We start from the raw sequence: 13,658 nt of genomic DNA on the forward strand, positions 1-13,658 counted from the left end.
AGTGACGGTAAAGTGAAGAGAAAAGGTACCAAAACTGTCGCGGTGATGATTCTGTCGGGGGCCCTGTTGCTGCCCGGCGCGCCATATCTGGCGATTGCCCAGGAGAGTCCTTCCGCCTCCATGCAGGCGGCCGGCTATTATCTTCCGAACTCGGTTCGCGCCGTTGTCAAAAGTGTCCTGAACGAAAAAACGGCCGAAGGCACCCGCATCGGAGCCGTGGTGAAATTATACAACGAGGGGACGAGGGTGACCCGTGTTCCCGACTTGGAATTGAAGGCCAAGACGACGGACGGGGTTTCCTATACTTTGAGCCCAAGCGCCTCCAATCCTAGGTCCATTCAGCCCCGAACGTCAGTTGAAGTAAGCTATATGATGGCGGTTGACCGGGAAGACGAGTTTTCGTTGGAGGAGCTGTCTTGGGTAGAGGTGGATGAGTATGTCTATCCGAAGAAAGAGACCTACATCCAGTCTGTTCCCGTGGGAGGAATGGAATGGAGGGGGGAGGGAACGGTATGGAACAAGCCCTCCGCTTCTGTTAAATGGGGAGATTCCTTCTCCCTTCCGGATTTGACGACCGCCTTGGAATACAAGGCGGACGGACTCGATGAGCAGATCACCCCGCAAGGAAATACGACCGTCGTCCGGTTGCTGGTGACGAACAAGAGCAAAGAGAAGCGCTCGATCCCGGATTTCCGGCTGAACGCTTTATCCGATAAAGCTTACACCGGACAAAGACTCGAGCAGGGGAATGTTACCCTGGAGCCCGGAGAGCAGCGGTATGTTCATTTTTCTTTTCCTATCGAGAATCGGCTCGACCTTCATAGCTTGATGGTGCTGACACCGGAAACCTTTACCGCTGACGACAAAACGACCGTCACCTATTATGTGGGCCGGCTGGCCGTCACTCTTCCGGAGGACAGCAACGCCCAGCCCTTTATCCGGAAGCCCGTCGCCTATGACTGGAACAGCCGGATCCCCTTTGATTCGCTTAACCGGCTTATCCATCCGAAGCTGGAGGTGACCCTGGCCGACCTTCACCTGAATGAAAGCGAAGGGGGAGGCTTCAAGTCCGGAATCGCCAAATTCAAGCTCATCAACCGGAGTGACCGGCCCCTTCCCCTGCCGAATTTTCAGACGCAGTGGGTAAGCGCCGACGGGAACAAATACGCCGGAACCCGCCAAAGCACCAAAGTCGATTCTCTCATGCCCAATGTCGGGTATGTGCTTTACTATTCCTTCGTTCTCCCGGCATCGGAGAAAGGCGACCGGGTAGGAATGGAGCTGCTGGACGGAGTGACGGCTGCCCCTTATAAGGCAACCATTGCTTCTCTTCAGACCGGAATCAAGCCGTCCGTCAAAGGACTCGATTTCTACCCGTTCCAGGTGAAGCTTAATGATTGGACGGTAACTCCAGAGCAGGCCCAGCCGCAGGCTACTACCTTCACGTATAAGGTAAACCTGAATCTGTCCGTCACCCGCCAGGACGAGGTCGTGGTGGATCAGACGTTTACCCGGATGAAGGTCGAGCTGCTCGACAGCCAAGGAAATACGCTCGGGGCCAAGCTGCTACCGCTCACGGGAGAGGGCAGAGTGGAAAGCGGAGTCCAGACGATAGATATCCGCTCCATCCGTTCCGTGAGGGATTTCTCCTTGCGTGTCTACGAAACGGTCGAGACTCCGTTCGGGGAAGCCGAAAGGCTGCTCGGCACCTTCACTCCGTAGGAGAATAGCAGAGTGATCTTTACAAGGAACGCCATTGTTCGCTATAATGAACATGGACGTAAAAGTCCAGTCGAATGGAGGGGTTAGCCTTGAAAGAGTACCAGCGACCGCTTGTTCTGGAGCATCGGCCGATCCGCTTTGAGACCGCTCAAAGCTGGAACAAGGGCCATGGGAACCTGAATCACCCGGGGACGGGAAACGGTGGGATCAGCTATCCCAATCCTCCTTATACCGGGCCGCATAACGGCGGCGGGAACGGCAATGGCAACGGGAATGGAAAAGGCAACTAAGCAAAGCATGAGGCCAACAGCTGTTAGTTGGCCTCCATCTTTCCTTTTGGAGATCCGGGGGATGTTATGATACCCATGTATACGACGATCGGCGAGCATTGCGTGGAGCTTGTCTGCCGGTCAGAAAGATTGCTGGCCGGCCTGAAGAAGAGCTTCCGCTTCAGCTTCTCAAGCAGCCGGAAGCCCGACCTGTTCGTTCAAGTGAACGAAGGGTATGGGGTTCCTTTTGTGGACGATCATGTGGAAATCACCAAGCAGGGGGGAGTGATCTCCTATGCCCGTGCGGATTACCTGCTCGAGACGGAGAGCGACTACGTTCACTCCGAAATCTCGGCCTATAATGAGCTTGCCTTAAAACACGCTTTGATGAACCTGTACAGCGCTTATCTGATTCATCACGAATGGGGGCTGCTCCTTCATTCCTCCTGTGTGGTGGACCGCGGGCGGGCCGTAGTGTTCGCGGGGCCTTCCGGAGCCGGAAAATCGACCGCCGCCCGGCTGTCTCAGCCTAGGGAGCTTCTCTCCGACGAAGCCACGCTGGTCCGGATTACGCCAAGAAAAATAACCGTGTACGATTCCCCCTTCCGGAGCGAGCTCCACGGAGCGCCGGACCAGCCCGTCTGCCCGCTTTCGAGCATCCAGCTTTTGAAGCAGTCTCCCATCAATCTCCGCAATCCGATCTCGAAGCCCAGCGCGCTTCTTCAGCTGACCGACAAAGTTTTCTACTGGGCCCATGATGCGGAAGAAACGCGTAAAGCCTTCAGCCTTCTGGTTACGCTTACAGAAGCGGTTCCCGTTTATGAGCTGTTTTTTCAGAAGAACGACACCTTTTGGGAGCTGATTTCATGACCATCCGTTATGTACGGAGCAAGGACTACGATACCGTTCATATGGAAGGAGAATGGGTCATTCTGGATGCCGATCAGTTCACGGTTACCAAGCTGAACGAAACCGGCGGCTTCTATTGGTCGCTGCTTGCCGAACCGCAAAGCGCAGAAGAGCTTCTGGAGAAGCTCGGCAGCCACTATTCGGTACCGGCCGGCTCGGCCCGCGAGGAGCTGGAGGAGTTCCTCCTTCATCTTGTGCGCTGCGGACTCGTCGAGCATGAAGCGGCTTGAGCCGGAGCTTGCTCTGATCCGGCAACGGCTGCGAAGCCAGGGTTACATGGATTTGCCTGCGGTGGGATCCAGCATGTTCCCCTACATCCGGCAAGGTATGATTTGCCGGTTTGTTCCCGTTAAAGCTTCGGATATAAGTCCGGGGGATATCCTGCTGTTTCACGACCAAGCCGGCCGCCTCGTAGCCCATCGATGTCTACGCCTGCCGAAGGATAGCGGAGAGGCCGGATACCTCTGCAAGGGGGATGCGAATGTCGGTTACGATCAACCGGTCGAAGCCCGATGCATCGTGGGGAAGCTTGCTTATGTTCACCGAAGGCACGCTGGAGCAAGCTTGGATCGAGCGGCAGCGGCCGTATGGCGGTTCGCCGCTATGAACCTGCCGTTCGCTTCTCCGATCATGAGAAGATACTTGGATTGGAAGGAACGTTTATTATCTTGATGAGCGCGGTCACATCCCGGATACAACGAATAGGCGGAGAGCTGAGGCGGACCATGGTTCTGGTGCGTCCCTACCTCTGGCGGCACCGCATGGCTTATGCCGCTTTGGCGGTGCTGTACGGCTTGGAGCTTGCCCAGACGCTCGTATACGCCTGGTACTACGGGGCCTTAACCGATGCGGCGATTCATACGCAAATGGACCGCTTGAAAAGCCTGCTGCTGCTTGGGGCCGGTCTTCTGGCGGCGAGCGCCGCCATCGCTTACCTGCATGCGTTAGCCGAAACCGCCGCCACTACCGGTGTAAAGCGGGATATGGAAAAAGCTCTTTACAAAAGACTGCTTCTCCTCCCCGGCTCCGAGCTGTCCGGGCACCGTTCGGGAGACCTCGTCTCGAGGTTCGCCAACGACCTTCACAGCATCGGTGGGGTATTGGGCGGCGGCTTGATGGAGATCCTCCGCCTCCCTGTGGTGTATGCCGCCGTCTTCGTGTACCTCTATCAGCTTAACGGCACCATCGCCTTGGTCAGCCTGTGCGCGGCTCCGGCAGCCCTTGCCGCCGGGGCGGCGTCGGGCTGGCTCCTTCGACGCAACGGACGTGAGGTCCAGCGGCTGCTCGGCACGATGAGCAGCTTGCTGAATGAGACGATTCGCGGCCATGGAGTGGTGCGGGCCTATGCTCTGGAGAGGATGCTCTACCGCAAGTATGCCGGCTTCAACCGGGAGCTGTACCGCTTGGAACGACAGAACGCCAAGTTGAGCGGAGCCTTTCAGGCGGGGGGCTTCGCGGTTAGCTCGGTCGTTTTTATGACCAGCCTCGGACTGGGGGCTTACTTTCTTTCCCGTCAAATGATGACGGTAGGCAGCCTGCTCACCTTTCTGAACCTGGTCAATCACCTCGTCTACCCGCTGACAGGGCTCGCCGGGCAGTGGGCCTCCTTCCAGAGGTCGCTCGCCGCTCTCGACCGGATCGCTCCCCTGCTTTCCGCCCCGGTCCCGGCAACCGGTCTGCCGGAATACATACCGCCGGCCCCGCTTAAGAAGGCCATCCGCTTCGAAGGCCTTTGCTTCCGGTATGAGGGACAAACACGGCTGTTCGAAGACTTCCGGCTAACGGTTCCGGCTGGAAGAACGGTGGCCGTCGTCGGGCCAAGCGGAGCGGGGAAAACGACCCTTCTGCAGCTGCTGGCCGGTTTTCAGCAGCCTGAGGCAGGAGAGATTTGGCTGGACGACAGGAGGGGAAGCTCCATGGATTTGGCGGAACGCCGCTCCTATTTCTCGCTTGTTTCCCAGGAAACCTTCCTTTTCGACGGGACGGTCCGGGAGAATCTGTTAGGCGCAAGACCCGGTGTGACCGAAGCGGAACTGAGGGAGGCGGCCCGGAATGCCTGCCTCCATGAAGAGATTATGGCGCTTCCCGATGGTTATGATACTCCGATAGGGGAGTTGGGGGCGAAGCTGTCGGGCGGCCAGAGGCAGCGGCTGGCCATCGCCCGGGCCCTGCTTCGGAATGCTCCGGTGCTGCTGCTCGACGAGGCAACCTCTGCACTGGATACGGAAACCGAGCGGGACGTGAAGACGGCTCTGGAGAGGCTGATGAAGGGAAGAACCACTATTGTGATCGCCCACAGGCTGAGCACTGTACGGGATGCGGACCGGATCGTCGTCCTGGACAAAGGCCGGATGGTGCAGGAAGGCACCCACGAGGAGCTGGTGAAAGCGGAGGGGCTGTACCGCCGTCTTCATCATCGGAAGGAGACCAAGGATAAGGAGCCGATGCCGGTTGATGTATACCCTGCTTAGATCGCTGTATGACCCTTCGGGCAAGCTTCCCCCGGTTTCGGAGACCGCTCAGTACCAGGAGGCGCTTCGGCAAATAGAAGAATCCGGTATTTGCTGCCAGGTGTACTCTCTTCTACACAGCCGGAACCGGCTGGAGGAGGTCCCGGCATTCTTTCGTAATCGGCTGCAGCAGGTCCGGTCGGATTCTTTGTACTTGAATCTCTATCTCGGCCGTTCCCTGCAGAAGCTGCTGCAGAGCCTGGAGGAGAGAGGGATTCCGGCCATTCCGCTGAAGGGAGTGCCTTTTGCCGAGCGTTATTTCGGCGGGGCGAGTGCGCGTCCGACTTCGGATATCGATTTGCTCATCCAACCCGTTCACCTGGAGGCAGCGGAAGAATGCGTCCGTTCCCTCGGATATGACGAGGAAGAAGAGCGGATTCCCGCCCACTTTCACCGGAGCTTCAGCCGCAGGCTGCCGCATACTCCGGTCCCGCTGACAGTGGAGCTTCATTGGGGTCTGCTGAAGGAGAACACTTCCGCGCTCACAATGGACGCCTTCTGGGCTGCTTCCGAGCCGTACGGAAAGTTCCGCTATATCCGCAGGCTTTCCGATTATCATGAGTTCTATATGATCGCCCTTCACGGCTGGAAACATAACCTGAATTCGGCCAAATATTTGCTTGATCTGGTTCAGCTCGTTCATGTGCTGGGGGACCGTCTGGACTATTCCAGGTTACTACGGGATGCGGCTGTCGATCGAACCTCGCGCAGGCTGAAATGGACCCTTTCCGTCCTTTACCGTCAATTTCCGCATCTTCACGCCATTCAGCCGCTTCTCTGGAAGCTGCCCGAACGGCTGTATTGGGAGCCGGAACACGGACAGCATCCCCCCGGGGCCATCGGTCGTTACCGGAATTTGCTGGTCACGCAGCATATGCTCTTTGACTCCTTCTTTCATGCCCTGCCGGGAGCCGCCCGGTGGCTGTTTCCTTCCCGCGTGGAGGCCGGCTTCGAGCTGGAGAAGGGACTGACGGACAGCCGTCACGGGTCCTTGATTCCCCTCTATCTACAGAGAGGGCGGCACTTGATCCGGGCCTTGAGCCAGGGAACAAAAAAAGTCGAAAAATAAAAAAGAAAAGCGATTGACAACGAATAGGCAAGATGGTATTCTAACGTTGTTCTTTATAAAGAACAACAACGTAGGCCCTACAGAACGCAAAGGCCGGGAAAAGCCGTGCTGAAGAACAGCCGGTCCGCCGATGCGCCTGGACGGGAATTAGTCATCTCTCATCGTTCTTTAAAAAGAACGACACTACCATAGAAGAAAGCGGGGAGGAAACCATGAGCGCCATTGCCGGGATCTACAACTTATCGGGCGAGCCTATACAGCCGGAATGGCAGCAGATTCTCATCCATGATTGGTTTCCCTTCCCCGCCGATGATATTCAGTCCTGGCATCAAGAGAATCTTTTCTTCGCCTGCTGCTCGCAATGGATAACCCCCGAATCGGTGGGAGAAGAGCTGCCGTATTACGACAGCGGCAGACGCCTGGCCATTACGGCTGATGCTATTCTGGATAACAGGCAAGAGCTTTTTGACAGGCTGCAGATCGATTATGCCGAACGGGCGGGAATGCCGGACAGCCGACTTATTCTTCTTGCTTATGAACGGTGGAAAGAGGACACGCCGAAGTATCTGCTGGGGGACTTTGCTTTTGTGATCTGGGATGAGAGAAGCAAGGTGTTATTTGGAGCTAGGGATTTCTCGGGCTGCCGCACTTTGTATTATACCCGGAGTCAGGGACGGTTCGCATTCTCTACGACTCTTCGGCCTCTCCTGAACCTGCCTTATATCAACAAGAAGCTAAATGAGCAATGGCTTGCCGAGTACCTTGCCATATCGGGTTCCATCGACGTTATTGATATGGGAGCCACGGTCTACGAGAATGTGGAGCAGCTTCCCCCCTCCCATAGCATTCAAGTATCGGCAGACGGGGTGAAGCTGACGAGGTATTGCACCCTGTCACCAGGTAAACCCTTGCGCCTTAAGTCGGATGAAGAATACATCGAAGCTTTCCGTGAAGTATTCAACCAGGCGGTCTCATCCAGAACCCGAACTTATCGGGGGGTAGGGGCTCATCTAAGCGGAGGACTGGATTCGGGATCCATTGTTGGTTTTGCGGCTAGAATGCTGAAAGAAAGAAATAAGCAGCTGCATACTTTCAGTTATATCCCCTCGAAGGACTTTAAGGACTATACCCCCAAATATTTAATGCCCGATGAAAGGCCTTATATTCAATCCACCATTGATTATATTGGAGGCATCCAAGCCCATTATCTTGATTTTGATGGAAGGAACTCTCTGGATGAAGTAGACGGCATGCTGGATATGATGGAAATGCCCTACAAATTCTTTGAAAATTCCTTCTGGTTAAGGGGAATATTCGAGAGTGCCCAACAAGAACGGATGGGAGTATTGTTGAATGGGGCCAGGGGCAACCTGTCCATTTCCTGGGGATCGGCTCTAAGTTATTATGCTCTCCTGCTTAAACGACTCCAGTGGATCAAGCTGGCTAATGAGCTTCATCAATACAGCCACAAGGTGGGAACGGCCCGGTTCCGGAGCCTTCCTTTGATCGCCCGAACCGCTTTTCCCGTAATGGACCGCTTCTTTCCGGAGGAAACTACATACCGCTTCCCGACCTTAATAAACCCTTCCTTCGCAGAACGGTCGAAGGTGTTTGATAAATTAAGGGAGCATGGATTGGATGAATCAGGATGGTACTCAGGTGCCGGCATGCATGAGCTTCGGAAGAAGCATTATGGAGAACTGTTCCACTGGAATGCTACCAATACTTTGTCTACCAAATTATCCTTGCGGTATTCCTTGAGATATGCCGATCCAACGAACGATCTCCGGGTCATTCGGTTCTGCCTCTCCCTTCCTGATGAACAGTATGTTAAGAATGGAATGGATCGAGCTCTCATCCGACGTTCAACCGAGTCCGTGCTGCCTGACAAAATCCGATTGAATCAAAGGGTTCGCGGGGTTCAGGGAGCGGATTGGGTTCATCGCCTAATCCCGTCCTGGAAGCTGCTTACGGAAGAGCTAAGACACCTTCGTTCGGATCGGACAGTCATGGACTATTTGGACAGCAGCGTAGTCAACCGGGCCATCGACAAGATGAGCAGCAATGTTCGCCCTGAGATGGCTACGGACCCGGATTACCGCATCGCTATGAGAAGTTTAATCTTCTACCGGTTTATTAAACAAGCCACTTGAAAGGAGGTGAAACGAAATGAAGAAAGAATGGAAAGCTCCTGAATTGGAAGTTCTGAATGTGGATCAAACTTTCCTGGATCCTAACAACGGCAATCACCTCGATCATGCTTATCCGGAAGGAACTCCTCGTAACCAGCTTACCTGGAGCTAAGGTTTATTGAATAAAGGATGGTTTAAGGCCCTTATAGCACAATGTAAGGGCCTTTACCATAACAATCCCAGTCAGATGGAGGGAAGCAGCTTGTCAATTATCCCAAATGGCACCGTATACGGCGCTTTCGGATTAACGATATCCAGTGAGATTCCGCTTCCCGAGCTGCTGACGAACCATCAGCACGAGGGGCCGGTGGATGCCGAGGTTATTCTGGATGAGATGTCGGCTTACAAACCGATCTTATTGGATAATCCCAATACCTATATGGTTCTGGACAAACAGGTTTTGTTTTATATCCCGGACAATGCTTTTTATGGCATCAAGGACGGACGGACTATCATGATTTCTCCGGTTGGCGAACAAGAGGAAGGATTCGATATGATCCGCTTGTATCTGCTCGGAACCTGTATGGCTGCCCTGTTGATGCAAAGAGGGATCTATCCGCTTCACGGAAGCGCCCTATCGATGGATGGCAAGGTATATGCCTTAGTCGGGGAATCAGGCGCCGGTAAATCTACGCTGGCCGCCGCCTTATTGAGAGAGGGCTGTTCTCTTCTGAGTGATGACCTGATAGCTTTATCCTTTGACGAAGACAAGGGAATCCGTGTTTCACCTGCTTATCCGCAGCAGAAGCTTTGGCAGGAAAGCTTGGCACACCTTGCTATGCCTGTTGATGATTACAAATCCGTCTACGGAAGAATGACCAAGTACCGCATTCCTCTGAATGGCCAATTTCTGAATACTCCCCAGCCGCTTGCCGGAATCGTGGAGCTGGTCAAGAATGGGGCAGAAGAGGTGTCCATCCGGAAGATAGACGGATTGGAGCGCTTGCCAACGTTAGGACGGCACACGTTCCGACCTTTTCTCATTCCACCGCTCGGATTAGCTGGATGGCACTTTGAAGCCTCCGCCCAATTGGCGGGTCGAATCGATATGTTCCAGCTGCAGCGTCCGGAGTCAAAAGTTACGGTTACCGAGCTTGTCCGGGTCTTTATGGATTCTGTTATAACGGGAGGGGTACAACGTGAAAATCAATTCCATCAACACGCTTAGTGATAGGTTCAGTCAAGTCCCTGGGAATATCGTTAGTGACATGGGAGAAGAGAAAGTGATGCTGAGCATCCAGAACGGGAAGTATTACAATCTGGGTGAGATCGGCGGAAGGATCTGGGAGCTGCTGGAGCAGCCGCGTACCATGGAGGAAGTGGTAGCCGAATTGGTTTCCGAATATGAAGTGGATGCCGCGCTTTGCCGGGAGCAGACCCAATCTTTCTTGGAGCATATGATTAATGAACAATTGATTGCCATAGCCGGCAAGTAAGCATTAAAGTTCGGGGAGATGCCATGAATCGAGTAAGAAGAATGTACCGGTTCTTTCATTTAGATAGAAGAACCATGCTCCGATTAATGGAGGCTTGCTTTTATCTAGCCTTGGCGCGGATCTTAATATTGCTTCCCTTTTCCCGGGTAGCCCCTATCCTCGGGGTCATACAGGAAGAGACCAGCAGGGAGTTGACGGGAGAGAAGAAAGTATTGTCTCCTGTTCATGATGCGATCCTGCTCATGAGTCGTCACACGTTCTGGGATAGCCGCTGCCTGGTCAAAGCGATTGCCGCCCTGAAAATGCTGGAAAGAAGAGGGTTGGAAAGCACGTTGTATCTTGGTGTTGGCCGGGATGATCAGGGGAAGATGGCCGCCCATGCCTGGCTTCGCTGCGGCCCCTATTACATAACCGGGTACGAAAGCATGGACAACTACGTAGTCGTCGGTAAGTTCGCTAAGGTGATTGACAAATAATAGGAATGAAGGGAACCAGAATGAATAAAGAACTTCATTTGGATCTGAGTTTATTTCCTAAAGAGTTAAACTTGATTCTCCTCATCGTCAGATCTCGGAAAGAGCAGGATTTGGTTCATGCTTTACACAAGGAAGAACTAGAAGATTTCGATTGGGGATTATTCCTGGAATTAGCAAGGCACCATAGATTGTTTCCCCTCCTGTATACGAAAATTCGCAAAGTGGATCCATCGGTGATTCCCGCTTATGTAATAGATTATTTGCGCAAGGATTACCAGGCTAACACGTTCAAAATGCTTACCCTATGTTCGGAAATGGATCAAATTTTTAGGCTTTTTAGCCAGGCTTCCATTCGCTGCCTGTCCTTGAAAGGTCCAGTGCTCGCGGCGGATCTTTATGGGGATTTGTCCCTGCGAACGTCCGGTGACCTGGATCTGCTCATTCCTCTAGCCGATTTGGATCAGGCGGAGGAGCTTCTAGTCGAGGCGGGGTATGAGAAGATGGAAGCACCTGACATGACCCTTAACGATTGGAAATGGAGACATCATCATGTGACGTTCTATCATGCGGCCAAAAAAATGACATTGGAAATTCATTGGAGACTTAGCCCCGGGCCGGGGAAGGAACCCGACTTTGATTTTCTGTGGGCAAGAAGAAGGTGCAGTTCCGTTACACAGGAGCCCGTTTATTACCTGGGCAGGGAAGACTTGTTCCTGTTCCTGACGGCGCATGGAGCCCGGCATGGATGGTCCCGCCTGCGCTGGCTGATGGATATCTCCCTGCTGGTCCACCAGGAGCTTGACAGCAAAGCTTTGATCTACCTGCTTAAGCAGAACGGTCAACTGCACACCGGCGCCCAAGCCTTGGTACTCGCTTCCGAATTGCTTCGAACCCCGATACCCGATGGCCTTCGGAAGACGACCTCCCATAAAAGGGCTTGGCAATTGGCGGAAGAGGCCCTATTCTACCTCCGACGCATGGTGAATCTTCATAACAAGCCTGTTCCGGAAGATGTATCGAAGTATCACAAAGGTCATCTCTTTTCCCTAATGTCCGGCCAACAAAAGATCTTATTCGTATTAAGCTTCCTATATCCTTACCCGGAAGATATTGCCATAGTTAAGCTTCCTAAGTCCCTTCACTTTCTATATTTCCCTCTGCGTCCCGTTCTTTGGATGTGGAGAAAGACCAAGAAGCCAGCTATTTCATAGGGAGAGAAAGCCATGGAACCCGTTCTATACTTTACACGCCAATTACACCATTATGCCGGTAAGATTCTTTACGTTAACTTGATGGGAATGGCTCTTGTCAGCCTGCTGGATGGGATAGGGATGCTGCTTCTGATCCCCCTGTTAAACCTGACAGGCATCCTGGGGCAAGAGTCTGGCTTACCCTCTTACATCCGCGGGCTTGATTTCCTTGCCGAGCTTCCCCTCTCATCAGGTTTGCTTATCATTCTGGGGAGCTATATGGTTCTGGTAACCGGCCAGATTCTCATCCAGCGAAATTTATCCATGCGGGACAGCCGGCTGAATACCGGCTTTCTTAACCACGTCAGGCTGGAAACGTACCGGGTTCTGCTTAAGGCCAATTGGGCCTTTTTTATTCGCAAAAGGAAATCGGACCTTATCACCTCTATGACGGAAGAGCTGGGCTATGTATCCAACGGAACGTACACCTTTCTGCAGTTTCTTACGTCGCTCGTGTTCACCGTTATCCAGATTGGGATAGCCTTCTGGCTTTCGGCCAAGCTGACGTTATTTGTTCTGATATGCGGCTTAGCGCTTGCCTTCTTCTCACGGACCTTTATTCGCAAATCCAGACATCATGGAGGCCGGATGAGCGAACTAGCCCGTTCCTACATGGGAGGAATGTCAGACCATTTCAACGGAATCAAAGATATCAAGAGCAACAGGCTGGAAGGGACCCAGGAAGCCTGGATGCGGAACTGGTGCAAGCAGATGGGGGAAGAGCGTGAGGCCCAGGCTAGGGTAAAGCTTGATTCCCAGCTCTTCTACAAGCTTTCCGCCGCCATGCTTCTTGTGTTTTTTCTGTACGGCTCTGTGATGCTATTCCATTCCGAAGGCCAGTCCCTTCTGGTCGTCATGCTAATCTTTTCCCGCCTGTGGCCCCGGTTTACCGGCATTCAATCCAATCTGGAGTCCATGGCCGCCTCCATCCCGGCACTGAAATCCCTCCGCGAACTGCAAAGGGAGGCACGAGAAGCCGAGGAACAGAACGGTACGGGAACGGAGAAAGGGAATGCTGTCCCCATCCCGCTGCAAACCGGATTGGAATGCCGGAATGTCTCCTTCCGGTATAGTCGCGAAGGAGGCTATGCTCTTAAGGACATTCAGGTCCGCATCCGGCCCCATGAAATGACCGCCATCGTAGGGCGGTCGGGAGCGGGCAAGAGCACGCTGGTCGACCTGCTGATGGGGATGCTCGAGCCGGAAAGCGGAGAGGTTACCATGGACGGACAGAAGCTGACAGGTGAGCGGATCCTCTCGCTCCGCCAGTCGATGAGCTATGTCCCGCAGGATCCGTTTCTCTTTAATGGGACGATCAGGGAGAACCTGCGGATGATGCTCCCGGAAGCGGACGAGGAACAGATGTGGGAAGCACTCGGTCAATCGGCCGCGGCGGACTTCGTGAGGAAGCTTCCCCAGGGACTGGATACCGTCATCGGAGACCGGGGAATCCGGCTTTCCGGAGGAGAGAGGCAGAGATTGGTTCTGGCCCGTGCCCTTCTGCGCCAACCGTTGATCCTGGTGCTGGACGAAGCGACGAGCGCACTCGATACGGAGAACGAAACGAAGATCCAGCAGGTGCTGGAGAGCTTGAAGGGTCGGCTAACCCTGATCGTGATCGCGCATCGCCTTTCCACCATCCGCAGTGCGGACCAGGTCATTGTATTGGACCAGGGGAGGGTCGTCCAGCAGGGCGGCTATCTTCAACTGGCGGAGGAGCAGGCAGGCCTGTTCTCCCGGATGCTTGGCAAGCAGGCCAAGGATACGCCGGTTGCTGCGATTGGGTAGCCGATGACCGGCCGTGCGGAGGATCGACATTTTTCGA

At 54.0% G+C, this 13,658-nt stretch carries 14 protein-coding genes; all 14 read left to right on the forward strand.

Annotated features, from left to right (window positions below; all coding sequences use genetic code 11):
* Positions 1-12 precede the first annotated feature (12 nt).
* The 14 genes from MJA45_RS06465 (at position 13) to MJA45_RS06530 (ending at position 13,621) form a co-directional block, all read left to right on the forward strand.
* The gene (locus tag MJA45_RS06465; RefSeq protein ID WP_315606449.1) at positions 13-1,722 is read left to right on the forward strand and encodes a hypothetical protein; all 1,710 of its coding nucleotides are present in this window, start codon (positions 13-15) and stop codon (positions 1,720-1,722) included.
* Between the two features lie 89 nt (positions 1,723-1,811).
* A complete protein-coding gene (locus MJA45_RS06470) occupies positions 1,812-2,012 on the forward strand; it encodes a hypothetical protein (protein ID WP_315606450.1) in 201 nt (66 codons plus the stop codon).
* Positions 2,013-2,078: 66 nt separating this feature from the next.
* Positions 2,079-2,861: a hypothetical protein gene (locus MJA45_RS06475; protein ID WP_315606451.1), complete on the forward strand. Its 783-nt coding sequence runs from the start codon at positions 2,079-2,081 to the stop codon at positions 2,859-2,861.
* A complete protein-coding gene (locus MJA45_RS06480; RefSeq protein WP_315606452.1) occupies positions 2,858-3,130 on the forward strand; it encodes a PqqD family protein in 273 nt (90 codons plus the stop codon). Before MJA45_RS06475 ends, MJA45_RS06480 begins: the two co-directional genes overlap by 4 nt.
* A 251-nt stretch (positions 3,131-3,381) precedes the next feature.
* Complete coding sequence (locus tag MJA45_RS06485) at positions 3,382-3,507, forward strand: hypothetical protein (RefSeq protein ID WP_315606453.1); 126 nt, start codon at positions 3,382-3,384, stop codon at positions 3,505-3,507.
* On the forward strand, positions 3,488-5,371 hold the full coding sequence (locus MJA45_RS06490) for an ABC transporter ATP-binding protein (protein WP_315606454.1): 1,884 nt from the start codon (positions 3,488-3,490) through the stop codon (positions 5,369-5,371). The genes MJA45_RS06485 and MJA45_RS06490 overlap by 20 nt, the downstream gene beginning before the upstream one ends.
* The gene (locus MJA45_RS06495; protein ID WP_315607949.1) at positions 5,355-6,479 is read left to right on the forward strand and encodes a nucleotidyltransferase family protein; all 1,125 of its coding nucleotides are present in this window, start codon (positions 5,355-5,357) and stop codon (positions 6,477-6,479) included. The genes MJA45_RS06490 and MJA45_RS06495 overlap by 17 nt, the downstream gene beginning before the upstream one ends.
* 212 nt (positions 6,480-6,691) lie before the next feature.
* Positions 6,692-8,632, forward strand: a complete 1,941-nt coding sequence (locus MJA45_RS06500) for an asparagine synthase-related protein (RefSeq protein ID WP_315606455.1) — start codon at positions 6,692-6,694, stop codon at positions 8,630-8,632.
* Positions 8,633-8,648: 16 nt separating this feature from the next.
* The gene (locus MJA45_RS06505) at positions 8,649-8,783 is read left to right on the forward strand and encodes a paeninodin family lasso peptide (RefSeq protein WP_315606456.1); all 135 of its coding nucleotides are present in this window, start codon (positions 8,649-8,651) and stop codon (positions 8,781-8,783) included.
* 75 nt (positions 8,784-8,858) lie between these two features.
* Positions 8,859-9,839, forward strand: coding sequence for an aldolase (locus MJA45_RS06510; RefSeq protein ID WP_315606457.1), 981 nt, complete (start codon positions 8,859-8,861; stop codon positions 9,837-9,839).
* On the forward strand, positions 9,811-10,107 hold the full coding sequence (locus MJA45_RS06515) for a lasso peptide biosynthesis PqqD family chaperone (protein ID WP_315606458.1): 297 nt from the start codon (positions 9,811-9,813) through the stop codon (positions 10,105-10,107). The genes MJA45_RS06510 and MJA45_RS06515 overlap by 29 nt, the downstream gene beginning before the upstream one ends.
* Before the next feature lie 86 nt (positions 10,108-10,193).
* The gene (locus MJA45_RS06520; RefSeq protein WP_407083147.1) at positions 10,194-10,583 is read left to right on the forward strand and encodes a lasso peptide biosynthesis B2 protein; all 390 of its coding nucleotides are present in this window, start codon (positions 10,194-10,196) and stop codon (positions 10,581-10,583) included.
* 20 nt (positions 10,584-10,603) lie between these two features.
* Positions 10,604-11,794 (forward strand): nucleotidyltransferase domain-containing protein, encoded by a 1,191-nt coding sequence (locus MJA45_RS06525; RefSeq protein WP_315606460.1) that lies wholly within the window; start codon positions 10,604-10,606, stop codon positions 11,792-11,794.
* Positions 11,795-11,806: 12 nt separating this feature from the next.
* Positions 11,807-13,621 carry an ABC transporter ATP-binding protein gene (locus MJA45_RS06530; protein WP_315606461.1) on the forward strand — a complete coding sequence of 605 codons (1,815 nt, stop codon included), beginning with the start codon at positions 11,807-11,809 and terminating at the stop codon, positions 13,619-13,621.
* Positions 13,622-13,658: the final 37 nt, after the last annotated feature.

It is taken from the genome of Paenibacillus aurantius, assembly GCF_032268605.1.
In the GTDB taxonomy this organism is placed as follows: Bacteria; Bacillota; Bacilli; order Paenibacillales; family NBRC-103111; genus Paenibacillus_AO; species Paenibacillus_AO aurantius.

Coding starts and splice junctions, on each gene's coding strand:
- MJA45_RS06475 (WP_315606451.1), top strand. CDS start 2,079: ATGATACCCATGTATACGACGATCGGCGAGCATTGCGTGGAGCTTGTC.
- MJA45_RS06520 (WP_407083147.1), top strand. CDS start 10,194: ATGGAGGCTTGCTTTTATCTAGCCTTGGCGCGGATCTTAATATTGCTT.
- MJA45_RS06485 (WP_315606453.1), top strand. CDS start 3,382: ATGTCGGTTACGATCAACCGGTCGAAGCCCGATGCATCGTGGGGAAGC.
- MJA45_RS06505 (WP_315606456.1), top strand. CDS start 8,649: ATGAAGAAAGAATGGAAAGCTCCTGAATTGGAAGTTCTGAATGTGGAT.
- MJA45_RS06500 (WP_315606455.1), top strand. CDS start 6,692: ATGAGCGCCATTGCCGGGATCTACAACTTATCGGGCGAGCCTATACAG.
- MJA45_RS06510 (WP_315606457.1), top strand. CDS start 8,859: ATGGAGGGAAGCAGCTTGTCAATTATCCCAAATGGCACCGTATACGGC.
- MJA45_RS06480 (WP_315606452.1), top strand. CDS start 2,858: ATGACCATCCGTTATGTACGGAGCAAGGACTACGATACCGTTCATATG.
- MJA45_RS06490 (WP_315606454.1), top strand. CDS start 3,488: ATGGCGGTTCGCCGCTATGAACCTGCCGTTCGCTTCTCCGATCATGAG.
- MJA45_RS06495 (WP_315607949.1), top strand. CDS start 5,355: ATGTATACCCTGCTTAGATCGCTGTATGACCCTTCGGGCAAGCTTCCC.
- MJA45_RS06530 (WP_315606461.1), top strand. CDS start 11,807: ATGGAACCCGTTCTATACTTTACACGCCAATTACACCATTATGCCGGT.
- MJA45_RS06525 (WP_315606460.1), top strand. CDS start 10,604: ATGAATAAAGAACTTCATTTGGATCTGAGTTTATTTCCTAAAGAGTTA.